At 69.3% G+C, this 22,245-nt stretch carries 16 protein-coding genes and 1 pseudogene; 8 read left to right on the top strand and 9 right to left on the bottom strand.

Translation table 11 applies throughout. The features are described from left to right. The first annotated feature begins 80 nt into the window (after positions 1-80). From ybgF to glmM, 5 genes are all read left to right on the top strand, one after another. Complete coding sequence (gene ybgF, locus STARVERO_RS15335) at positions 81-1,124, top strand: tol-pal system protein YbgF (RefSeq protein ID WP_244616781.1); 1,044 nt, start codon at positions 81-83, stop codon at positions 1,122-1,124. Beyond that, the gene (gene tilS, locus STARVERO_RS15330; protein ID WP_159599815.1) at positions 1,111-2,136 is read left to right on the top strand and encodes a tRNA lysidine(34) synthetase TilS; all 1,026 of its coding nucleotides are present in this window, start codon (positions 1,111-1,113) and stop codon (positions 2,134-2,136) included. Before ybgF ends, tilS begins: the two co-directional genes overlap by 14 nt. 149 nt (positions 2,137-2,285) lie before the next feature. Further along, positions 2,286-4,205: an ATP-dependent zinc metalloprotease FtsH gene (gene ftsH, locus STARVERO_RS15325; protein WP_144344196.1), complete on the top strand. Its 1,920-nt coding sequence runs from the start codon at positions 2,286-2,288 to the stop codon at positions 4,203-4,205. Between the two features lie 122 nt (positions 4,206-4,327). Next, the gene (locus tag STARVERO_RS15320) at positions 4,328-5,107 is read left to right on the top strand and encodes a class I SAM-dependent methyltransferase (RefSeq protein ID WP_159599813.1); all 780 of its coding nucleotides are present in this window, start codon (positions 4,328-4,330) and stop codon (positions 5,105-5,107) included. Between the two features lie 149 nt (positions 5,108-5,256). Next, the gene (gene glmM / locus STARVERO_RS15315; RefSeq protein WP_144344198.1) at positions 5,257-6,600 is read left to right on the top strand and encodes a phosphoglucosamine mutase; all 1,344 of its coding nucleotides are present in this window, start codon (positions 5,257-5,259) and stop codon (positions 6,598-6,600) included. 172 nt (positions 6,601-6,772) lie between these two features. Here glmM and choV read toward each other — a convergent pair whose 3' ends face one another. The 3 genes from choV to STARVERO_RS15300 form a co-directional block, all read right to left on the bottom strand. Continuing rightward, positions 6,773-7,966 carry a choline ABC transporter ATP-binding protein gene (gene choV, locus STARVERO_RS15310; protein ID WP_159599811.1) on the bottom strand — a complete coding sequence of 398 codons (1,194 nt, stop codon included), beginning with the start codon at positions 7,964-7,966 and terminating at the stop codon, positions 6,773-6,775. 3 nt (positions 7,967-7,969) lie between these two features. After that, positions 7,970-8,821 carry a choline ABC transporter permease subunit gene (choW, locus tag STARVERO_RS15305; protein WP_144344200.1) on the bottom strand — a complete coding sequence of 284 codons (852 nt, stop codon included), beginning with the start codon at positions 8,819-8,821 and terminating at the stop codon, positions 7,970-7,972. A gap of 146 nt (positions 8,822-8,967) precedes the next feature. Continuing rightward, positions 8,968-9,927 (bottom strand): choline ABC transporter substrate-binding protein, encoded by a 960-nt coding sequence (locus tag STARVERO_RS15300; protein WP_159599809.1) that lies wholly within the window; start codon positions 9,925-9,927, stop codon positions 8,968-8,970. Positions 9,928-10,378: 451 nt separating this feature from the next. Between STARVERO_RS15300 and betB the strand changes: the two genes are divergently transcribed. From betB to STARVERO_RS15285, 3 genes are all read left to right on the top strand, one after another. After that, complete coding sequence (gene betB / locus STARVERO_RS15295) at positions 10,379-12,544, top strand: betaine-aldehyde dehydrogenase (protein WP_200837826.1); 2,166 nt, start codon at positions 10,379-10,381, stop codon at positions 12,542-12,544. Further along, positions 12,544-14,214, top strand: coding sequence for a choline dehydrogenase (gene betA / locus STARVERO_RS15290; protein WP_159599807.1), 1,671 nt, complete (start codon positions 12,544-12,546; stop codon positions 14,212-14,214). The genes betB and betA overlap by 1 nt, the downstream gene beginning before the upstream one ends. Before the next feature lie 128 nt (positions 14,215-14,342). Continuing rightward, positions 14,343-15,134: a glycosyltransferase family 2 protein gene (locus tag STARVERO_RS15285; RefSeq protein WP_159599805.1), complete on the top strand. Its 792-nt coding sequence runs from the start codon at positions 14,343-14,345 to the stop codon at positions 15,132-15,134. A gap of 164 nt (positions 15,135-15,298) precedes the next feature. On the opposite strand, the pseudogene STARVERO_RS23715 reads toward STARVERO_RS15285, so the two are convergent. From STARVERO_RS23715 to STARVERO_RS15255, 6 genes and pseudogenes are all read right to left on the bottom strand, one after another. Then, positions 15,299-15,943: pseudogene (locus STARVERO_RS23715) on the bottom strand (phosphatase PAP2 family protein); the annotation flags it as partial. 131 nt (positions 15,944-16,074) lie between these two features. Then, positions 16,075-16,398 carry a lipid-A-disaccharide synthase N-terminal domain-containing protein gene (locus tag STARVERO_RS15275; RefSeq protein WP_144344205.1) on the bottom strand — a complete coding sequence of 108 codons (324 nt, stop codon included), beginning with the start codon at positions 16,396-16,398 and terminating at the stop codon, positions 16,075-16,077. Then, positions 16,395-18,104, bottom strand: a complete 1,710-nt coding sequence (locus STARVERO_RS15270) for an ArnT family glycosyltransferase (protein ID WP_159599801.1) — start codon at positions 18,102-18,104, stop codon at positions 16,395-16,397. Before STARVERO_RS15270 ends, STARVERO_RS15275 begins: the two co-directional genes overlap by 4 nt. Positions 18,105-18,290: 186 nt before the next feature. After that, positions 18,291-19,049: an adenine nucleotide alpha hydrolase family protein gene (locus STARVERO_RS15265; protein WP_159599799.1), complete on the bottom strand. Its 759-nt coding sequence runs from the start codon at positions 19,047-19,049 to the stop codon at positions 18,291-18,293. After that, positions 19,046-20,230 carry an electron transfer flavoprotein subunit alpha/FixB family protein gene (locus STARVERO_RS15260; RefSeq protein ID WP_159599797.1) on the bottom strand — a complete coding sequence of 395 codons (1,185 nt, stop codon included), beginning with the start codon at positions 20,228-20,230 and terminating at the stop codon, positions 19,046-19,048. Before STARVERO_RS15260 ends, STARVERO_RS15265 begins: the two co-directional genes overlap by 4 nt. Beyond that, positions 20,227-22,164: a DUF3483 domain-containing protein gene (locus tag STARVERO_RS15255; protein ID WP_159599795.1), complete on the bottom strand. Its 1,938-nt coding sequence runs from the start codon at positions 22,162-22,164 to the stop codon at positions 20,227-20,229. Before STARVERO_RS15255 ends, STARVERO_RS15260 begins: the two co-directional genes overlap by 4 nt. Positions 22,165-22,245 lie beyond the last annotated feature (81 nt).

The following is a 22,245-nucleotide window of genomic DNA, read 5'->3' as shown; positions in this document are numbered from 1 at the left end:
AGCGGGCCGGGCTTCGCTTTTGTGAGCTCGGCTTCTGACGCTGGGTCACACTTTGGACGCGATCGGCTTCGTATGTTCAAATGATATCCGCCGGCCTGACCGGTGCGTCGCACAGCCCCCACCAGTTCATCGTCATCATGACCGTTCGCTTGACCGCCTGCCTGCCCCGCCTTGCCGTCCTCGTCCTGTCCGCTGCCCTCGTGGCGCCGCTGCTGCCCGTCGAGCCGGCGCGGGCCCAGGCCGACAACAACTTCTTCGGCAATCTGTTCAAGCCACCCGGGCAGGTGCGCTCCGGCGGACAGGCGGGGGGCGGGCAGCCGGTCGAGACCGACGATGCCGGCAGCGTCACCACCCGCATCGACCGGCTGGAGAACCAGCTCCGGCAGATGACCGGCCAGATCGAACAGCTGCAGTACCGCAACCAGCAGCTGGAGCAGCAACTGCGCCAGCTGCAGGGCGAGATCGACTTCCGCGTTGGCGGCGGTGCCGGCGGGAGCGCGGGAACGCCGCCGCGCCCGGGCCCCGCGACGACCGCGCCCGCTACGCCGGCGCCGGCCGCCGATCCCGCGACCGGACGGCGTTCGGACGCCTTCGATCCGTCGTCGCAGGCGGCGGCGCCGGGCGCGCCGCGCCCGCTCGGCACCACCGCGCCTTCCGGCGGCGCGGCCGGCGCGCCGATGGACCTCGGCGCCCTGTCCGGGGCGGTGGCGGGGGAGGGCGCGTCCACCCAGCCGCCGACCAACAGCCCCAAGGACCTCTACGACCTCGCCTATGGCTACATGCTGCGGCAGGACTACGCGCAGTCCGCCCAGAGCTTCGAGCGTTTCCTCAAGCTCTATCCGAACGATCGCGCGGCGCCCGATGCCTATTATTGGCTCGGCGAGACGCAGTTCCAGCGCAAGACCTACAAGGAGGCGGCGCAGAACTTCCTCAAGGTCTCGACGGACTATCCGAACGCGGTGAAGGCGCCGGATGCGCTGCTGCGGCTCGGCCAGTCGCTCGCCGCCATCGGCGAGAAGGATGCCGCTTGCGCGACGCTGAACGCGGTGAACAACAAGTACCCGCGCGCCTCCGCCACCATCAAGCAGGGGGTGGTGCAGGAGCAGAAGCGTGCCGGGTGCTGAGCCCGCACCGGATCTCCATCGCCTGAGCGAGGCCGACCTCGCCACCTTCTTCGCGCCCTTCGCCCGCCATGCGCGGGTGCTTCTTGCCGTCTCCGGCGGCCCCGACTCGACGGCGCTGCTGCTGCTGGCCCGGCGCTGGGGCCTTGCCGCCGGCGCCGCGACGGAGCTCCATGTCGCCACCGTCGATCATGGGCTGCGCGCCGAATCGCGCGCGGAAGCCGAGGCGGTGGGCGCGCTGGCGGCCCGGCTGGGCTTGCCCCACGCCGTCCTGACCCTGCCCGCTCCCTTGCCGAAGGCGCGGCTGCAGGAAGCCGCCCGCGACGCACGCTACGAGGCGCTCGTCTCCCATGCCCGCGCGCTCGGAGCCGGCGCGGTGGCGACCGCTCATACCCTCGACGACCAGGCCGAGACCGTGCTGTTCCGGCTGATCCGCGGCTCGGGCATCGCCGGGCTGGCGGGCATGGCGGCGGAGCGGGAGCTGGCGGACATCCGGCTGCTGCGTCCGCTCCTCGGCCTGCCGAAGGCGATGCTCGTCGGTGTGTGCCGGCAGGCGGGCGTCGCCTTCGTGGAGGACCCGTCGAACCGGAATCCGCGCTTCGCCCGGGTGCGCCTGCGCGCGCTGCTGCCGGAGCTTGCCGCCGAGGGCCTCGACGCGCCGTCGCTCGCCCGGCTGGCGCAGCGCATGGCGCGCGCCGAGGCGGCGCTGGAGGCGGCGACGGACGGCGCGCAGGCGCGGCTCTGGCCGGCGGGCGAACCCTTCCACATCCGCCGCGACGCCTTCGCCGAACTGCCCGACGAGATCGGGCTGCGCCTGCTGGGCCGCGCGGTTTCAGCCGCCGGGGAGGGCGTCGTCGAGCTCGGCAAGCTGGAGGCGCTGTACGGCTGGATCGCCGCGCTCGGGGCGGAAGGCCATGGCGCGCGCACGCTCGCCGGGGCGGTGGTGCGGGTGAACCGGCGGGCCCTTCTCGTCGGGCCGGCCCCGGCGCGGCGGTTGCCGCAGCGTTCACGCTGACGTCAATTTGCACCTTCCGGACCGCACGCCTTGGCCCCGCCATCTTGGCAAGGATCAATGCCGGACCTAAATTACGGTGCGATAAGGGAGGGCCCGCCAGCGCCGGCGGTACCCGCGCGTCGGTCGAGCCCGACGCCGAAAGGAACGTGATGAACGCCAATATTCGGAATTTCGCCCTCTGGGTGATCATCGTTCTTCTGCTTCTGGCGCTTTTCTCGCTGTTCCAGAATCCGGCGCAGCGTCAGGCGACGAACGACATCAGCTTCTCGCAGCTGCTCAGCGAGGTCGATCAGGGCCGCGTGCGCGACGTGGTGATCCAGGGGCCGGAGATCACCGGCACCTTCACCGACGGGCGCGCCTTCCAGACCTATTCGCCCAACGATCCCTCGCTGGTGCAGCGCCTCTACGGCAAGGGCGTGTCGATCACCGCCAAGCCGCTGACCGACAACGTACCGTGGTTCATCAGCCTGCTGATTTCCTGGCTGCCCTTCATCGCGCTGATCGGCGTGTGGATTTTCCTGTCGCGCCAGATGCAGGGGGGCGCAGGCAAGGCGATGGGCTTCGGCAAGAGCCGCGCCAAGCTGCTGACGGAGGCGCACGGGCGCGTCACCTTTGAGGACGTGGCCGGCATCGACGAGGCCAAGAGCGACCTCACCGAGATCGTGGAGTTCCTGCGCGACCCGCAGAAGTTCCAGCGCCTCGGCGGCCGCATCCCGCGCGGCGTGCTGCTCGTCGGCCCGCCCGGTACCGGCAAGACGCTGCTCGCCCGCGCCATCGCCGGCGAGGCGAACGTGCCGTTCTTCACCATCTCGGGCTCCGACTTCGTCGAGATGTTCGTCGGCGTCGGCGCGAGCCGCGTGCGCGACATGTTCGAGCAGGCGAAGAAGAACGCGCCGTGCATCATCTTCATCGACGAGATCGACGCGGTGGGCCGCCACCGCGGCGCCGGTCTCGGCGGCGGCAATGACGAGCGCGAGCAGACGCTGAACCAGCTCCTCGTCGAGATGGACGGCTTCGAGGCGAATGAGGGCATCATCCTCATCGCCGCGACCAACCGCCCGGATGTGCTCGATCCGGCGCTGCTGCGTCCCGGCCGCTTCGACCGTCAGGTAATCGTGCCGAACCCGGACGTGGTGGGCCGCGAGCAGATCCTGAAGGTCCACGCCCGCAAGGTGCCGGTGGCACCCGATGTGAACCTGAAGGTCATCGCCCGCGGCACCCCTGGCTTCTCCGGTGCGGACCTCGCAAACCTGTGCAACGAAGCTGCCCTCATGGCTGCGCGCCGCAACAAGCGCATGGTCACGATGAGCGACTTCGAGGACGCCAAGGACAAGGTGATGATGGGCGCGGAACGCCGCTCGCTCGTCATGACCGAGGACGAGAAGATGCTGACCGCCTACCATGAAGGCGGCCATGCCATCGTCGCGCTCAAGGTTCCGGCGACCGACCCGGTGCACAAGGCCACCATCATTCCGCGCGGCCGCGCGCTCGGCATGGTCATGCAGCTCCCCGAGCGCGATAAGCTCTCGATGAGCTACGAGCAGATGACCTCGCGCCTCGCCATCATGATGGGCGGCCGCGTCGCCGAGGAGCTGATCTTCGGCCACGACAAGGTCACCTCCGGCGCCGCTTCCGACATCGAGCAGGCCACCCGCCTCGCCCGCATGATGGTCACGCGCTGGGGCTTCTCGGACAAGCTCGGCCAGGTCGCCTATGGCGAGAACAATGACGAGGTGTTCCTCGGCATGTCGATGCAGCGCCAGCAGAACGTCTCCGAGGCGACGGCGCAGACCATCGACAGCGAGGTGCGCCGGCTGGTCGACGAAGGCTATGCCGAGGCGACACGCATCCTGACCGAGAACAAGGATCAGCTCGAGACGCTGGCCCGCGGCCTGCTGGAATACGAGACCCTGTCGGGCGACGAGATCGTCAACCTGCTCGACGGCCAGCCGCCGGTCCGCGACACCACCATCGAGCCTGCCAACACGCGCGGTTCGGTGGTGCCGAGCGCCGGCAAGAACCGTCCGCCGCGTCCCGACGCCGGCATGGAGCCGCAGCCGCAGGCGTAAGCCGGGCGAACCAGCTCTTACGAAAGGGAGACCCACACGGGTCTCCCTTTTTATTTCCGCAAGGTAACGTTCTTCGTGTTAGCTGGGCGTTCCGGTAGTCAGATGACGGTCGAGGACCGCCAATGCCCCCATCCGCCGCCCGCTCCTTCGTCTGGTCCATCGATCCGGGCGCTGTTGTCGGCCAGCTCGGCATGAACGCACCTCTGGTGCGCACGGTGCCTTTGCGGCGCCCCAGGGGGTCCGAATGGATCGGCCACATTCCCTTCGCCTTCTGGCTCGTCGGCGCGCTGAGGCCCAGGCTCTTCGTGGAGCTCGGCGCCCATAGTGGCGCTTCCTACGCGGCATTCTGCCAGGCGATCCGGGAGCTGGGGCTCGACAGCCGGGCCTTTGCCATCGACACGTGGCAGGGGGACGAGCAGGCCGGCTTCTACGGCGAGGACATCCACGCCGATCTGCTGGCCTTCAACACGGCCGAGTTCGATGGTTTCTCGACGCTGTTGCGCATGACCTTCGACGAGGCGCTGCCGACCTTCGCCGATGGCTCGATCGATCTCCTGCACATCGACGGTTTCCACAGCTATGAGGCCGTACGGCACGATTTCGAGAGCTGGCGGCCCAAGCTTGGCCCGAATGCCGTCGTTCTGTTCCACGACAGCTACGAGTTCCACCCCGGCTTCGGCGTCTACCAGCTCTTCGCCGAGCTTTCCGAACGGTATCCGCATTTCGAGTTCCACCACGGGCATGGCCTCGGGGTGATCGGCATGTCGGACCGGGTGCCGGGGCCGCTCGGCGGGCTGTTGCGGCCGGCCGGCTGGAAGAAGGGCCCGTTCAACGGATTCCGTCTTCGCCGCGAGCGTCGTATTCGCGCGCATTTCGCGCGTCTGGGAGGGGCGGTAGGTTGACCGCCCGTCCGGATGCGGACGAAAGGAACGCTTACACTTTGTGAAACCCTCGCGTGCATGCTGAATGGTAGAGAGATCGCAACGCGAGCGGGATATCCATGCCGCCGGATTCGCCACGGGCGTCCGGCGGCATCTGCATGAGGCAGGTCATGGCACGTAAATTCTTCGGTACGGACGGCATTCGCGGCCGTGCCAACGGCACGATCACCCCCGAGCTGGCGCTGCGCGTCGGCATGGCGGCGGGATTGGTCTTCCAGCGCGGCGACCATCGCCACCGCGTGGTGATCGGCAAGGACACGCGGCTGTCCGGCTACATGATCGAGAACGCGCTGGTCGCCGGTTTCACCTCGGTGGGCATGGACGTGCTGCTGCTCGGCCCGATGCCGACGCCGGCCGTCGCCATGCTGGCGCATTCCATGCGCGCCGATCTCGGCGTCATGATCTCCGCTTCGCACAACCCTTACGACGACAACGGCATCAAGCTGTTCGGCCCGGATGGCTACAAGCTCTCGGACGAGCTGGAGAGCCGGATCGAGGCGCTGATCGTCGGCGACGTGGCCGGCAAGCTGGCCGACCCCTCCCAGATGGGCCGTGCCAAGCGCATCGAGAGCGTGCACGCCCGCTATATCGAGTTCGCCAAGGGCACGCTGCCGCGCAACCAGTCCTTCGACGGCCTGCGCGTCGTCGTCGACTGCGCCAACGGCGCGGCCTATCGCGTCGCGCCGGAAGCGTTGTGGGAGCTGGGCTGCGAGGTCATCACCATCGGCGACAAGCCGGACGGCTTCAACATCAACCGCGAGGTCGGCTCGACCGCGCCGGAAGCACTGATGGCCAAGGTGCGCGAAGTGCGCGCCGACATCGGCATCGCGCTCGATGGAGACGCCGACCGCGTGCTGATCGTGGACGAAAAGGGCCATCTGGTCGACGGAGACCAGCTGATGGCGGTGGTCGCCGAGAGCTTCAAGGAAGACGGGCGGCTGTCGCGCGGCGGCATCGTCGCCACCGTCATGTCCAATCTGGGCCTGGAGCGCTATCTCGGCTCGATCGGCCTGACGCTCGACCGCACCCCGGTCGGCGACCGCTACGTGCTGGAGCATATGCGGGCCAACGGCTTCAATGTCGGCGGCGAGCAGTCCGGCCATATCATCCTGTCCGACTATTCGACGACCGGCGACGGCCTCGTCGCGGCGCTGCAGCTGCTCGCCGTGGTGCAGCGGCGCCAGCGCCCGGTGTCTGAGGTCTGCCACCGCTTCGACGCGCTGCCGCAGGTGCTGAAGAACGTGCGCTACAAGAATGGCCGGCCGCTGGAGAACGACGCGGTTCTCAAGGCCATCGCCGCGGCGGAGCTGAAGCTCAACAGCCACGGGCGCCTGCTGATCCGCCCCTCCGGCACCGAGCCGGTGATCCGGGTCATGGGCGAGGGCGATGACCGCGATCTCGTGGAGGCGGTGGTCAACGACGTGGTCGAGGCGGTGGGGCAGGCCGCCGCCTGATCGGGCGCGTGCGCTCTCCTCGAGGAGGGTGCCGGCCTCTCCTTTGTGAGGAGAGACCGGTCCGGGCGACCCCCTCCGCGCCCGAAAGCACTTCCCGAATCGACTGTTGAGGTCCGATCCCAAGGGAAATGCTCACATCCGGCGTGCGTGGCGCGTGCGTCGGTGGGCGGCCCTAGCCGTCCAGCCGCCGCAGCAGGCCACGGTAGATTTCGTCGTCGTCGCACAGGCCGGCGAGGCGGCCGAGATTGTCGACCAGCAGGATCGGCAGATCGGTGTGCCGCTTGAGCTCGATCGCCGCCTTCAGCTTGAGATCGACCGGCGCGACGATGCAGTCGCTGTCGCTGGCGAGCTTGTCGTCGATCTTGCCCGCCTCGCCGTCGGCGACCGCCAGCAGCCCGGCGCGGCCGTTGAGATCGAGGCTGACCGGCCGCCCGTCGGCATCGACCTTCACCTTCACCCGGCCGCCCTTGTCGAGCACCACGGCGTCGCCCTCGCGCCGCAGACTCGCGGCCGGGCGCATCACCGCCGTGCCGCGCAGCACGTTGAGCGGGTTCATGTGCTTCACGAATTCGGCGACATAGGCGTTGGCGGGGCGCAGCAGGATGTCCTCTGCCGTTCCGGCCTGCACGATCCGTCCACCTTCCATGATGGCGATCTTGTTGCCGAGTTTGAGCGCCTCGTCGAGATCGTGGCTGACGAAGACGATGGTCTTGTGGATGCGCCGCTGCAGGTCGAGCAGTTCGTCCTGCAGCTTGTCGCGGATCAGCGGATCCAGCGCCGAGAACGGCTCGTCCATCAGCAGGATGTCGGCATCGGTGGCGAAGGCGCGGGCGAGGCCGACGCGCTGCTGCATGCCGCCGGAAAGCTCGTTGGTGTATTTCTCGGCCCAGTTGGTGAGGCCGACCATGGCGAGCTTCTCGTCGACGATGCGCCGGCGCTCGGCGGCTCCCATGCCGCGCAGTTCGAGGCCGAAGCCGACATTGTCGCGTACCGTGCGCCAGGGCAGCAGGCCGAACTGCTGGAACACCATGGACACGGTGTGCATGCGGATGTCGCGCAGCGTGTCCTCGTCGCAGCGGGCGACGTCCACGGCGCTGCCCTTGTGCTCGACCAGCACCTCGCCGCGCGCCACCTCGTTGAGCCGGTTGATGGCGCGCAGGATGGTGGACTTGCCGGAGCCGGACAGGCCCATGAGCACGCAGATCTCGCCGCGCTCGATCGCGAGGCTGACGCCTGCCGCGCCCAGCACGGCGCCAGTGGCGGTGAGGATCTCCTCGCGCGAGCGGCCTTCGTCGATCAGCTTCAGCGCGCCCTTCTGGTCGGCGCCGAACACGATGTCGATGTTGCGGAATTCAACGGCGGGCATGGCTTATCCCTTTCGCGAGCGCCGCTCGGGCCGCTTGCAGACGCGGTCGAGGACGATGGCCAGCACGACGATGGCGAGGCCCGCCTCGAAGCCCATGGCGATGTTCACCGAGTTCAGCGCGCGCACCACCGGCTTGCCGAGCCCGTCGGCGCCGACGAGGGCGGCGATGACGACCATGGACAGGCTGAGCATGATGCACTGGGTGATGCCGGCCATGATGGTGGGCAGCGCGTAGGGCAGCTCCACCTTGAACAGCAGCTGGGTCTTGGTCGCGCCGAAGGCCTTTCCGGCCTCGTAGAGCGCCGGCGGCACCGACGAGATGCCGAGATGGGTGAGGCGGATCGGGGCGGGGAGTGAGAAGATCACGGTTGAGATCAGCCCCGGCACTGCGCCGAGCCCGAACAGCACCAGCGTCGGGATCAGGTACACGAAGGTCGGGATGGTCTGCATCAGGTCGAGGATCGGCCGGATGGCGGTGTAGAGCCAGGGGCGGTGCGCGGCGGCGATACCGATGGGCACGCCGACGATGACGCAGACCAGCGTGGCGCAGATGACGAGAGAGAGCGTCTCCATCGTCGCCTGCCAGTAGCCGAGATTGGTGACCAGCAGCAGCGCGCCGACGATGAAGACCACCAGCCCGATCGAGCGGTGCATCAGCCAGGCGCCGAGCCCGAACAGCGCGATGAGCAGGAGCGGGGGCACCCAGAGGAGGGCGGCGGTGAAGCCCCCGATCAGCGCGCCGAGGACGAGCGAGACGAAATCGAAGAACCCCTGACCGTGCGTGGTGAGCAGGTCGACGAAGTCCCGCAGCCAGATCCCCAGCGGGATCTTGTGCTCGGTCAGCCAGTCATACATGGCGCACTCCCGACGGCGCAGGTGGATGTGTGATGATGTGCGGGTGGGGCCCCCGCCCATGCGGTGGCGGGGTCAAAGCCGGTTCTCGCCGCGAAGTTGCCGGCCGGACCTCCCGCCGCCGATGCGGCGGAAGGCCGGCGCGGTCATCAGATCTTGAGGGCCTTCTTGACCGCCGGCACCGCCGGCTGGCCGTCGATGGTGGTCACGCCGGCGAGCCAGGGCTCCCAGACGGTGGGATTGGCCTTGAGCCACTTCTCGGCCGCCTTGGACGGCTCCATGCCGTCGAGCAGGATGTAGCCCATCACGACGTTCTCGGTGTCGAGCGAGAACTTCAGGTTCTTGATGAGGGTGCCGACATTCGGGCAGTCGGTGGCGTAGCCGGCGCGGGTGTTGGTGTAGATGGTCGCGCCGCCGTAGTTCGGGCCGAACACGTCGTCGCCGCCCGAGAGGTAGCTCATCTTGAACTTGGCGTTCATCGGGTGCGGCTCCCAGCCGAGGAAGACGATGGCTTCCTTGCGCTTGGAGGCGCGCTCGACCTGGGCCAGCATGCCCTGTTCGCTGGATTCGACGAGATCGAAGCCCTTCAGCCCGAACTTGTCGTCCTTGATCATGTCGAGGATCAGACGGTTGCCGTCATTGCCCGGCTCGATGCCGTAGATCTTGCCGCCGAGCTTGTCCTTGAACTTGGCGATGTCGGCGAAGGACTTCAGGCCTTCCTCGTAGAGATAGGTCGGCACGGCAAGCGTGTACTTGGCGCCTTCGAGGTTCACCCCGATGACCTCGACCGACTTGTCCTCGCGATAGGGCTTGAGGTCGGCTTCCATGGTCGGCATCCAGTTGCCGAGGAAGACGTCGATGTCCTTGGTCTGCATCGACTTGTAGGTCACGGGCACCGACAGCACCTGTGTCTTCGGCGTGTAGCCGAGGGCTTCGAGGATCGAGGAGGCGATGGCGGTGGTGGCGGTGATGTCGGTCCAGCCGACATCGGCGAACCGCACCGTCTTGCAGGCGGCAGGCTCGGCGGCGCGGGCGGTGTCGCGGAGCGTCGGGGCGGCGGCCAGCGCCAGCCCGAGAGCGGCCGCGGCCGCGAGTTTGAAGGTGCGCATCGTTTCTGTTCCCGGTTGGCATCCTGGCAGGATCATGGAACCGGCATGGCCTGACGCCAAGTCCGGCACGACCTCAATCGACAAGTCGGAGTCGGATACGTCCCGCCCGCCGCCCGAAAGAGAGCGATGCTGCCCGGAACCCTGTGCGGGGCCGGACGGAGATGGACGTACTCAACCCTGTCGGCACCTGCGGCGCGCTATGGCACCCGATACCGGATGCGGCCTCTGGAAGGCTCTTTTGAATGGTCATTCAAAACATGATCGGGCATTTTGTCACGCGCAATTTTTGCCCAGATTTGCGAATTCTCGTCCCGTTTTGGTGCAGTTTGACCGAATCCGCCATCGCGCCAGAAGCATTGCGACGTCAGAGGTTGGGATGCGGGAGGCTCTTTGCGGCCCGATTGGATCGATGTATTGTATGTTCATTCAATAAGTCGATCAGGAGGGGCCGGTGGCCAGGGCGAATGCGCACGCGCAAGTCCATTCCGACCGGGGCGACGATTCCCTGCACGAGGAGGAGACGCGCCGGCGCGAGCCGGAGGACGTCCGGCGGCGGCAGCTGATCGACGCCACCATCGAATCCCTCGCCGAGATCGGCTTCAACGCCTCGACGCTGGCGCAGATCGCCCGCCGCGCCGGCGTCTCTCCCGGCCTCGTGGCGCATTATTTCGGTGACAAGGACGGGCTGCTGGAGGCGACGCTGCGCTCGCTCTCGCTGCGGCTCTACCGCGCCACGGCGGCCCGGCTGGCGATGGCGGGGGACGCGCGCGGGCGCGTGCAGGCGCTGATCGACGCCAATCTGGCGCCGGAGGAGTTCGACCAGCGCACCTCCAGCGTCTGGCTCGCCTTCTGGGGGCAGGTCCTGCATTCCGAGCGGCTGCGGCGGGTGCAGCGCATCTATCAGGCGCGCATGCTCGCCAATCTGCGCCACGACCTGCGCAGCCTCGTCGCGCCCGGCGATGTGCACCGGGTCGCCATCACCATCGCCGCCGTCATCGACGGGCTGTGGCTGCGCTCGAGCCTTTCCGCCGCCGGCGAGACCGATTCCGTGAGCGCCCGCCAGGTCGCTTCGCTCTTCGTCGACGCCCAGATCACCGCCGCCCGGGATTCCCTTTCCGCTCCGGCTCCCGCCACTGATGGATCGCCTTTCATGACCAGCCGTCCCCCGCTCCATGCCAACCATATCGGCGGACACTACCGCCCGACCGGCGGCGCGACTTTCGAGACCCGCAATCCGGCCACCGGCGAGGTGCTCGCCGAGATCGAGATCGCCGGGGAGCCGGAGGTCGAGGCGGCGGTCGCGGCGGCGCGGCAGGGGCAGAAGCGCTGGGCCGCGATGACCGGCGCCGAGCGCGGGCGAATCCTCAAGCGCGCGGCGGAACTGCTGCGCGCGCGCAACGATGAGCTGGCGCGGCTGGAGACGCTCGACACTGGCAAGCCGATCCAGGAGACCAGCGTCGTCGACGTGCTCTCCGGGGCCGACTGCCTTGAATACTATGCCGGCCTTGCCGCCTCGCTGTCGGGCGAGCATGTCGATCTCGGCCCGAGCGCCTTCGGCTATACGCGGCGCGAGCCGCTCGGCATCGTCGCCGGCATCGGCGCGTGGAACTATCCGCTGCAGATCGCCTGCTGGAAGTCGGCCCCGGCGCTTGCCTGCGGCAACGCCATGATCTTCAAGCCGGCGGAATTGACCCCGCTCACCGCGCTCAAGCTGGCGGAAATCTACGTCGAGGCCGGCGTGCCGGAGGGCGTGTTCAGCGTGATGCAGGGCTTCGCCGATACGGGGCGCCTGCTCACCCGGCATCCCGCCATCGCCAAGGTCTCGCTTACCGGCGAGGTCGGCACCGGCAGACGAGTGATGGCGGATGCGGCGGGAACGCTGAAATACGTCACGCTGGAGCTGGGGGGTAAGTCGCCGCTCATCGTCTTCGACGACGCCGACCTCGACGACGCCGTCTCGGGCGCGATGCTGGGCAATTTCTATTCGGCCGGCGAGGTCTGCTCGAACGGCACGCGCGTCTTCGTGCATGAGAAGGTGCGCGCGGCCTTCCTCGACAGGTTGGTCGCCCGCGTGGCGAAGATGGTGGTGGGCGATCCGCTCGACCCGGCGACGCAGGTCGGCGCGCTGATTTCGCCCGACCACATGGAGAAGGTTCTCTCCTACATCGCCAAGGGCAAGGCCGAGGGCGCCAAGGTGCTGGTCGGCGGCGAGCGCGTGGTGGCGAACGGGCTTGGGAAGGGCACCTTCGTCGCGCCGACCGTGTTCGACGGCTGCGTGGACGGCATGAGCATCGTGCGCGAGGAGATCTTCGGCCCGGTGATGGCGGTGCTGTCCTTCACCGACGAGGACGAGGTGATCGCCCGCGCCAACGACACCGAGTTCGGCCTCGCCGCGGGCGTCTTCACGCGCGATCTGGCGCGCGGCCATCGGGTGATTGGACAGCTCGAAGCCGGCACCTGCTGGATCAACCACTACAACATCACGCCGATCGAACTGCCCTTCGGCGGGGTGAAGCAGTCCGGCCTCGGCCGTGAGAACGGCAAGGCGGCGATCGAGCACTACACCCAGCTTAAGAGCGTCTACGTCAATCTCGGCCGCGTCGAGGCGCCCTACTGATGCTGAACGGCGCGGGGGAGGCCTTCGACTATGTGATCGTCGGGGCGGGTTCCGCCGGCTGCGTGCTGGCCGACCGCCTGAGCGCGGACGGGAAGAACCGTGTCCTGGTGCTGGAATTCGGCGGCTCCGACCGCTCCGTGTTTATCCAGATGCCGAGCGCGCTCTCCATCCCGATGAACATGAAGAAATACAACTGGATGTATGAGAGCGAGCCCGAGCCGGGGCTCGACGGCCGGCGCATGCACTGCCCGCGCGGCAAGGTGCTCGGCGGCTCCTCCTCCATCAACGGGCTCGTCTATATGCGCGGCGCGCCGGCCGATTTCGACCGCTGGCAGGAGGAGGGCGCGCAGGGCTGGTCCTATGCGGACGTGCTGCCCTATTTCCGCCGGGCGGAGACGCGCCGCGACGGGGGAGACGCCTATCGGGGCGCCGACGGGCCGCTCGCCACCCGCTACGGCACGCTGGCCAATCCGCTCTACAAGGCCTTCATCGAGGCGGCGCGCCAGGCCGGCTATCCCGCGAGCGAGGACGTCAACGGCTACCAGCAGGAAGGCTTCGGCCGCATGGACATGACCGTCAGGGACGGCGTGCGCTGGTCGGCGGCCAATGCCTATCTCAAGCCGGCGATGAAGCGGGCGAACCTGAAGGTCGAGACCCATGCGCGGGTCGAGCGCGTGCTGTTCGAGGGGCGCCGCGCCGTCGGCGTCGTCTGGTCGCGGGGCAGCGAGAGGCACGAGGTGCGGGCGGCGCGCGAGGTCATCCTTTCCGGCGGACCGATCAACTCGCCCCAGCTGCTCAAGCTTTCCGGCATCGGCAATGCCGACGAATTGCAGGCGCTCGGCATCGATGTGGTCGCCCATCGGCCGGGGGTGGGCGAGAACCTGCAGGACCACCTCGAATTCTACTTCCAGGTCGCCTGCACGCAGCCGATCACGCTCTATTCGCAGATGGGACTGTTCGCGCGCGGGCTCATCGGCGCCCGCTGGCTGCTCACCGGCGAGGGGCTCGGGGCGACCAACCATTTCGAGGCCTGCGGCTTCATCCGCTCGCGCGCCGGCATCGCCTCGCCGGACATCCAGTACCATTTTCTGCCGCTGGCCGTGACCTATGACGGGCAGGGGCTGGCGAGCGAGCACGGCTTCCAGGCCCACGTCGGGCCGATGCGTTCGAAGAGCCGGGGCTGGGTGAGGCTCAACTCGCCCGATCCGGCCGCGCCCCCGCGCATCCAGTTCAACTATCTCACCCATCCCGACGACATGGTGGAGTTCCGTGCCTGCGTGCGGCTCACCCGCGAGATCTTCGCGCAGAAGGCCTTCGACCCCTATCGCGGGCGGGAGATCCAGCCGGGCGCGGAGGTGACCGACGACGCGGCGATCGACGCCTTCGTGCGCGCCAAGGTCGAGAGCGCCTATCATCCCTCCTGCACCTGCAGGATGGGCGCGGCTTCCGACCCGATGGCGGTGCTCGATCCGCAGATGCGGGTGATCGGGGTGGAGGGGCTGCGCGTGGTGGATTCCTCCGCCATGCCGTCGATCACCAACGCCAATCTCAACGCGCCGACCATCATGATGGCGGAGAAGGCGGCGGACCATATCCTCGGCAAGCCGCTGCTCGCCCCGTCCAACGCGCCCTACTACGTCGCGCCGAACTGGCAGGTGGCGCAGCGTTAGGAGCGCCGGGCACCGCCAAATCGCCGGCGATGCAAGGCAACTGTCAGGCATGGGATTCTATGCCGGGTCAGGTTCATATGTGCGTCACCGACGACGCGACAGATGGGCTGGCGAACCCGGATCGGTCCATGCGTGTTTCGGTTGTGATCCCGGCCTATAACGAGGCCGGCAATATCGGGGCTCTCGTTCGCGAGACGCTGGATGTCGTCCCGCCATCCCTGCTCGGTGAGATCATCGTCGTCGACGATTGCAGTGCCGACGCCACCGCCGCCGAGGTGGCGGAGGTCGGCGATCCGCGCGTGCGTTGCCTCCGCCACCAGCGCCGCGCCGGCCAGAGCGCGGCGCTGCGTTCCGGCGTGCGGGCGGCGGTGTTTCCGGTCATCGTGACCATGGACGGCGATGGCCAGAACCCGCCTGCCGACATCGCCGCGCTCGCGGCCCGGCTGGGAGCCGAAGGGCAGGAGCCGGCGCTGGTCGGCGGCGTCCGGCAGAAGCGTCGGGCGTCCGGCTCGCGCCGCTGGGCCTCGCGCTTCGCCAACGGCCTGCGCGCCCGGCTGCTGGCCGACGATTGCCCGGACACGGGATGCGGTCTGAAGGCCTTCCACCGCGTCGCCTTTCTCGACCTGCCCTATTTCTCGACCATGCACCGCTACCTGCCGGCGCTGTTCCTCAGCTACGGCCATCAGCCGGCCTATTTGCCGGTGGGGGATCGCCCGCGGCGCGTGGGGCAGTCGAAATACACCAATCTTGGCCGGGCGCTGGTGGGCCTCTACGACCTGTTCGGCGTGGTCTGGCTGAGGCGGCGCACGCTGCTGCCGCCGGTGGTCGAGGAGAGGAGCACCAGCACCGTCGCGCCCATGCCTCTGGCGGCCTCCGCCCCGATGAACGAGGCGCCGATCCGCCGGGCCATGGCGCGCTGAGCGCCGAGCAGGGCGAGGACGGCTGCGCCGGCTCCGGCGAGGCTCGCGCGGATGCTACGCCGGAAGGCCGCGCGGCGACCCGCCCAAAGCTCGCCGAACGCGGTGAGCCGCGCCTCCAGCGCCGCGTCGGCGAAGGTCTCGGCATAATCGACGAAGATCACCCGATAGAGCGCGGCGGCGAGCGTCAGCATCAGCCCGATCGAGATCGTCACGTCCGACAGGAAATGGGCGCCGAAGGCGATGCGATTGAGCGACACCGCCGCGACGAGCACGCCCAGGATCGCCGCGACCTGCACCCGCCATTCGCGCGGCACGAACAGGGCGAGCGGCAGAAGGCAGGCGATGGTGGCGGCCTCGCCGGAGGTGAAGGAGCGGTTGAGCAGCCCTTCCGGGCCGATCACCCAGGCCGGCTGGAATGGCCAGGCGCCGCCGAACTCCTCGATGTTCACCGGCCGCGGTCGGCCCCAGAAGCTCTTCAGCGCGCCGTTCACCATCAGCCCCGGGCCGATGGAGAACAGGGCGATGAAATAGAGCGAGAAGCGGGGGGAGACGAGGCTCGGCTTGGCCGGATAGAGCAGCTTCAGGCCGATGGCGAGCGCCAGCAGGATCGGCAGGGCGACCGTCAGGTGCGAGGCGAGCGTGCGGAAATCGCGCAGGACATCGATGCGCGCTGCCGGGAAGCCCTGCTCATGGACGTAGAAGAGATGCGAGAAGGATCGATCTATGAACGGAAAGAGATAGAGTAATGCCGAGATAACGAATGTCGAAATAACGCAATAGGAGATAGGGTTATTTGAAATGTAAACCATTTTATTATGAAATATTTTGCCGTTCCTGTTCATTTTAATCTGCTTTGCCCCGCCTGCAATGCAGGAAAGCAGAAATCATGAATCGATGACGCCCGAATGAAGGGGTGGAGGCTGGCGAAAATATCCTGTGACTATCGCTCGCCCCGGTCATCGGCGCGCAGGGCGGCGCGTTCGCGGGAGATGAAGTAGATGTTCCGCCCGTAGATGAGCAGGCCCACCGCCTGACCGAAGATGAACACCGGGTCCTGCCGGTAGATGGCGTAGGCGAGCAGCGTCAGACCGCCGAGCATCGAGAACAGCCAGAAGGTCGACGGCACCACGCTGCGTCCGGCCCGCTCGCTGACGATCCACTGGGCGAGAAAGCGCGCCGTGAACAGGCCCTGGCCGACGAAGCCGAGCACCAGCCAGGGATTGATCGCGCCCAGATTGACCAGCGCGGCATTGGCGAGCGTCATGGCTGGGAGCCTTTCTGTTCCGGCGAGACATAGACGTTGAACGACAGGCGCCGGGAATTGGCGCTGTTGATGCCGTTCGTGGTCGTCGCGACCGTGGGGGAGCGGCCCAGCACCTGGTTGCGGATGTCGAAGAGCTGCTGCTGATGGTCGGCGACCACGACCACGCGGCAACCGGGCTGGGCGAGGAAATCGGCCGCCTTCACCCCGTCGCCGGTCTGCGCGTCCTGGCCGAGCACGAACATGACGCTCGGCTCGCTGAAGCCGGCGACCATGACATGCGGGCCGGGGCAGGCGACGCGGGCGATGGCGGCTTCGAGGCGCGGGGCGATCCACAGCCTGTCCGCCTGCGGCGCGACGAGACCGAAGAGCAGCAGATAGAGGGCGGGCGCCTCGACGAGCAGGACACGAACGGCGGCCGCCACGCCGGAGACGAAGGCCCGCCGGACGGCATAGCCGGCCATGAGGACGACGAGTGCCGCCACGGCCAGCGGCAGAAGCGGGAGGCGCTGTTCCAGCAGATAGAGCAGCGCGGGTCCGGCGATGGCGGTCAGCCCTCCGCCGATGGCGGCCACGGCAACCAGCAGGCGGGCCCAGAGCGGATCGCGGCCGGCGCGCGGGGCCGTCAGCCCGCCGGCGGCGAGAAGGGCGAGCGCCGGATAGGCCGGCAGCGTGTAGTGCGGCAGCTTGGTGGCGATCAGCTCGAACACGATCCAGAACGGCACCAGCCAGGCGACGCAGAAGCGCACGGCCGGGCTGGTGCGGTTGGCCCAGACCCATGGCACGGCGATGGCGACCAGAGCGGCGCCCGGCCAGAAGGCGACCCAGAAGGCGGCGAAATGCGCGCCCGGCGGGGCGCCGTGGAATTCCTGCCCCTTCGCCACCTTGCTGAGCAGATCGACACCGACCGATTCATGGAAGAAGGTCGGGCCGGCCTGCACGGCGATGGCGATGAGCCAGGGCAGCACCAGCAGCAGCAGGAAGGGCAGGCCGATGGCCGGCCGCAGACGCTTCAGCCACGCGGCGCGCCGGTCCCAGAGCGCCAGCATCACCGCCGTCAGGGCGGCGAGCATCGGCACGATGGGGCCCTTGATCAGGATGGCGGCGGCCATGGCACCCCAGAACAGCAGCACCCAGCCCAGGCGCAGACGTTCCTGCGCGCCGGCGAGGTAGAAGCGTGCCAGCGCCAGCTGCCCGGCGACGGCGGCCGCCAGCTGGGCGGCATCGGTCTTGGCGAGCCGGCCTTCCACTACCAGAACGAGGCAGGTGCCGAGCAGCGCGGCGGCATAGAACGCCGTCCGCTCGTCGAACAGGCGCCGGCCGATGGCAAAGGTGAGCAGCACGGCGAGGAGGGCGGCGGCGAGGCTGGGCAGGCGGAACACCCAGATCGGCGCGTCCGCGCCGTGCCCCGTGAGCTTCACGGCGGCGACCTGCAGCCAATAGATGCCGATAGGCTTCTTGAAGCGGTTCGCCTCGCCGAGGCGCGGCACGACATAATCGCCGCTTTCCACCATCTGCCGCGAGGCCTGCGCGTAGCGGGTCTCGTCGCGGTCGACGACCGGGATGGAGAAGAAGCCCGGCAGCAGGCTGGCGAGCACGAGGGCGATGAGCAGCAGAAGGCGCCAGCCCGTCGTCATGTCGGCGGCGCGCGACGGCGCGGCATGGGACGGGGAGAGCGCTTCGGGAGGGGCTCCGATCGCTTCGCTCATTGCCGCCGTTCCAATCGCGTCGTGCCTCTCCATCGGCCGGGTGTGGGGGCAACGCGATCCCGCGCGGAGGGAGATTCCGCGTTGCGGATGCCCGTGCGTCCACGGCGGCAAACTTGCACGTGCTTCCTGACGGGTTCCTGACAAGCGGGCCGGAATCGGGAGCGGATTGCGGGTCTGGACGCGGAGCTAGGCGAGGACGCCGATTTCCCTGAGATGGGCCAGAATCGCACGCGCGGCGTTGTCGGGCGTGGGCTCGACCAGCAGCTTTCCCCCGCCGCTCGCCGATTCCGTGGCCGCCTTCAGCCGCTCCGCTGCCGAGGCGCCGCCGGCGGCTTTGGCGATGAGCTTCGGGCGGGGGCGATAGGGACGCTCCTCCATCTCGGAGGGCGCGCAGGCAGCCGCGATGCCGGGCCGTGTCTCGACATCGCCCCGCCGCGCGGCGGCGAAGGCGAAAGGCAGGGGGGCGGGCGCAGCCGGATGCACCGTCACCAGCGCGGGCAGACGGATGACGAGCCGGCGGCGGGCGCCGCGCGGCAGCGCCTGCTCGACACGCAGCGTGCCGGGCTGCGGCCCTTCCGCCAGCGCGACGGCATCCGCGACGATGGGCAGCCCGAGCGTACGGGCGAGCGCGTAGGGCAGGAGGCCGGCATCCTCGCCGCCCTGGCCCGACCGCCCGGCGAGCACGAGGTCGAACGCTCCCTCGCGCAGCGCGTCGGCAAGGCTCGGGGCGGGATCGTCGTTCTCTGCGAGACGCAGATGCGTGAGCCGCGGCAGGCCGTGGCCGAGTGTGTCGTGAAGCGGCCCGATGGCGGGACCGGCATGGAGGCCGAAGGTCTCGCCGCCGAGCTCGGCGGCGAGGCGGATGGCCTGAAGCTCGACCGGCACGGGGGCGGGATGGGCGGAAACCCGGTGGCGGCCGGCTGAGAGGAGAACAGCGATCCTCATCCGCGCTTTTCCTCCGCGATCAGCCGGAGCAGGGCCGGCATGACCTCCTGCGCATCGGCGACGATGGCAAGGCCGGCGCGCTCGATCATCGCCGCGTGGAGGTCGGTGTTCACCGCCACCACGTGCTCGCAGCGGGCCACGCCCTGCAGGTGCTGCGGGGCGCCGGCGATGCCGAGGGCGAAGTAGCAGCGCGCCTCCAGCACGGTGCCGGAGGCGCCGACCTGTGCGGCGCGCGGCATCAGGCCGGCGTCGCACACCATGCGGCTGGCGCCCGGTGTCGCACCGAGCGCCGCCACGAGAGCGCGGAAGACCTCGAAATCGGTGACGCCGTTGCCGGCGGAGGTGACGAAATCCGCCTCGGCGAGCGACACCTTCGCCGGATCGGCCGGAATGTACTCGGCGGAGAGGATGGCCCCGGCCGTGGGCTCGGGAAAGGCGAATTCGACCGGCAGCGCTTCGTGCAAAGTGCCGGCATGAGGCGCCACTGCGTCGGCGGCGAGGCTGATGAGGCGCGGCGGTGCGCGGCGCTGCTCGATCCGCCGGCCCTGCGCAGCCCGGGTCACGGCCTTGGCCGACAGGCTTTCCGCGCCGGCGAACAGCGCCTCGCCCGACAGGGCGGCAAGCCGGCGGGCAAGGTCGCCGCCATCGGCGCTTTCGGGAAACAGGACGTGTCGGACGACGAGGCCGTCGAGCACGGAGAGGAGGGCGAGGGCCTTCGCCTCGGGATCGTAGCCGGAAGCGGGAAGCGGCAGCACGCGGTCGGCGCCGGCGATGGCGAGTTCGTCGCTCCAGCTCTCGACGAGCGCGAGCACCGCTCCGCCGCCGGCATCGGCCAGCAGGCGCGCGGCGCCGAAGAGCTGGCGGTCGTGCGGGGTGAGCCGACCGCCCGGCGCGTCTGGTACCACGGCGACGAGACAGGCCGGCTCGGGGATCGTTCGCAGCCTCGGAGGCGTCTCCACCGCCGGCGTGGTGGGAGTGGGGAGGGCACCGACGGCCGCGACGCGCTGGGTACGGTCGAGACGGCGGCGGACGGTGCCGGGTACGAGAGCGAGCCGTTCTTCGGCACGCGGATCGCGTCGCGGACGGCCTGTCGCGGCGGCGAGGTCGAAGCGCGGACGGATGCTACCCTCCACGCGATGGGCGGCGCGCTCGGTGCGCGGATCCTTGCGGATGCGGCTCATGCGACCGCCTCCGCTTGCCGGCTCGCGGCCGTCTCCACCGCCATCAGCACCAGTTCGGCGATGTCGTGGACGGCGGGGCGCTCGCCGGTGACGCCCTCCAGCATGGCCGAGCACTGCGGACAGGCGACCGCTACGATGGCGGCGCCGGTGGCCGCGGCCTGATTCATGCGGAGGTCGGGGATGCGATGGTCGCCCTCGATGTCGCTCACCGGCGCCCCGCCACCGCCGCCGCAGCACATGGAACGCTTGCCGGAGCGTTCCATTTCAAGGCGTTGCAGCCCCAGCCGGTCGAGGAGGCGGCGGGGGGCGTCGGTCTCGCCATTGTAGCGTCCAAGGTAGCAGGGGTCGTGATAGGTAGCGCTCACGTCGCGCAGCGTGGCGACGGGAAGCCGGCCGGCGGCCACCAGTTCGTCGAGGAAGGCGGCGTGGTGGACCACCTCGTAATCGCCGCCGAAGGGGCGGTACTCGTTGCGCAGGACGTGGAGGGCGTGCGGGTCGGCGGTGAGGATGCGCCCGAAGGCGTAGCGCGCGAGGGTCGCGACGTTCTCGCGGGCGAGACGCTGGAAGGTGGCCTCGTCGCCCAGCCGGCGGGCGAGGTCGCCGCAGTCGCGCTCCTCCTCGCCCAGCACGGTGAAGTCGACGCCGGCCTTCTGCAGGAGGGTGACGAGGGCGCGCAGGGTGCGGCCGTAGCGCAGCTCATAGGCGCCCTCGCCGAGCCAGAGCAGCACCTCGGCCTTGCCCGTGGCGGAGATCAGCGGCAGCGTCAGGCCGGCGGCGAAATCAGTGCGGGCCTTGAGCGGGCGGCCGCCCGGCTCGTCGGCATAGCGCATCTCCATCAGCGGGGCGGCCGCCTTGGGCGGGGTGGCGCCGAGCTCCAGCGTCTGGAAGCGGCGCAGCTCCACGATGGCGTCGACATGCTCGATCATCATCGGGCATTCCTCGACGCAGGCTCGGCAGGTGGTGCAGGACCACAGCGTGTCCGGATGGATCATCGCGCCCGCGCCGACGATCGGCCGGTCCGGTCCGCCCACGCCCGCCACCTCGCGCGCATGCGGGTAGGGGCTGCCGGCATAGGCGGCGTTGGTGGCGCCGGGCTGGAGGCTGGCGGCGAGGTCCTGAATGAGGCGCTTGGGGTTCAGCGGCTGGCCGGCGGCGAAGGCGGGGCAGGCGACCTCGCAGCGCCCGCACTGGATGCAGGCATCGAAGCCGATCAGCCGGTTGAAGGCGAAGTCGGCCGGAGTCGCGACACCGAGGCGTGGGCTGTCGAGGTCGAGCGGGAGCAGGGTGGTGGCGCGCTCGCCCGCGATCTTCGCGTCGACAAAGCGGCCGGGGCGGGGATGGGCGACGAGATGCGCCGCGCCGGCGAAGGCATGGCGCATCGGGCCGCGGTCGATCTGCAGCACGAGGCCGAGGCCGCCTGCCGCCGCCAGCGCCAGCCCGGCCCAGGCGAGGGGGCCAAGGATGCCGCCCAGCGTGGCGTCGAGGGCGACGAGCAGGGCGCCGCCCGAATAGGCGGCGAGAAGGAAGGGCAGGCGCTGGAAGCGCCCGCCGGAGAGCCGGGCCGGCTTCACCGGCAGGCGCCGCCGCCCGACCATGGTGCCGCCAATGAAGGCGACGGCGAAGGCGAGCGCGACGATGGCCCAGACGAGGCGCAGGCCGCCGAGCGGAGGGACGAGGGCGAGAAGCGCGAGGACAGAGCCGCCGAGCAGCCCGCCGGCGGCCAGCGCATGCATGCGCGCCGCATAGGGATCACGGCCGACGACATGGTGCACGTCGACGAGATAGCGCTTCGGCAGCGCCATGAGCCCGGCCAGCCAGTCGACGCTGGCCGGACGGCCGATGCGCCAGAGCCGGGCGCGGCGGACCATCATCGCCGTCGCCATGAGCGCGAGGGCGAGGATGACGAGCGAGAGGCCGGGCGCGGCGTTAGTCATGGGCGTACCCGGAGAGCGCCGTCGGGCGGCCCCTCACCCGGCCCTTTGGGCCGACCTCTCCCCGACGAGGAGAGGTTGAGA

This window comes from Starkeya nomas (assembly GCF_902703545.1).
GTDB lineage: Bacteria > Pseudomonadota > Alphaproteobacteria > Rhizobiales > Xanthobacteraceae > Ancylobacter > Ancylobacter moscoviensis.
Note: the sequence above shows the minus strand (reverse complement) of the source record. Positions and strands in the feature narration are given on the sequence as shown.

What these genes read in the sequence shown, in the direction of transcription:
- ybgF (WP_244616781.1), top strand. Translation starts at nt 81, where the DNA reads ATGATATCCGCCGGCCTGACCGGTGCGTCGCACAGCCCCCACCAGTTC.
- ftsH (WP_144344196.1), top strand. Translation starts at nt 2,286, where the DNA reads ATGAACGCCAATATTCGGAATTTCGCCCTCTGGGTGATCATCGTTCTT.
- STARVERO_RS15320 (WP_159599813.1), top strand. Translation starts at nt 4,328, where the DNA reads ATGCCCCCATCCGCCGCCCGCTCCTTCGTCTGGTCCATCGATCCGGGC.
- glmM (WP_144344198.1), top strand. Translation starts at nt 5,257, where the DNA reads ATGGCACGTAAATTCTTCGGTACGGACGGCATTCGCGGCCGTGCCAAC.
- choV (WP_159599811.1), bottom strand. Translation starts at nt 7,966, where the DNA reads ATGCCCGCCGTTGAATTCCGCAACATCGACATCGTGTTCGGCGCCGAC.
- choW (WP_144344200.1), bottom strand. Translation starts at nt 8,821, where the DNA reads ATGTATGACTGGCTGACCGAGCACAAGATCCCGCTGGGGATCTGGCTG.
- STARVERO_RS15300 (WP_159599809.1), bottom strand. Translation starts at nt 9,927, where the DNA reads ATGCGCACCTTCAAACTCGCGGCCGCGGCCGCTCTCGGGCTGGCGCTG.
- betA (WP_159599807.1), top strand. Translation starts at nt 12,544, where the DNA reads ATGCTGAACGGCGCGGGGGAGGCCTTCGACTATGTGATCGTCGGGGCG.
- STARVERO_RS15285 (WP_159599805.1), top strand. Translation starts at nt 14,343, where the DNA reads ATGCGTGTTTCGGTTGTGATCCCGGCCTATAACGAGGCCGGCAATATC.
- STARVERO_RS15275 (WP_144344205.1), bottom strand. Translation starts at nt 16,398, where the DNA reads ATGACGCTCGCCAATGCCGCGCTGGTCAATCTGGGCGCGATCAATCCC.
- STARVERO_RS15270 (WP_159599801.1), bottom strand. Translation starts at nt 18,104, where the DNA reads ATGAGCGAAGCGATCGGAGCCCCTCCCGAAGCGCTCTCCCCGTCCCAT.
- STARVERO_RS15265 (WP_159599799.1), bottom strand. Translation starts at nt 19,049, where the DNA reads ATGAGGATCGCTGTTCTCCTCTCAGCCGGCCGCCACCGGGTTTCCGCC.
- STARVERO_RS15260 (WP_159599797.1), bottom strand. Translation starts at nt 20,230, where the DNA reads ATGAGCCGCATCCGCAAGGATCCGCGCACCGAGCGCGCCGCCCATCGC.
- STARVERO_RS15255 (WP_159599795.1), bottom strand. Translation starts at nt 22,164, where the DNA reads ATGACTAACGCCGCGCCCGGCCTCTCGCTCGTCATCCTCGCCCTCGCG.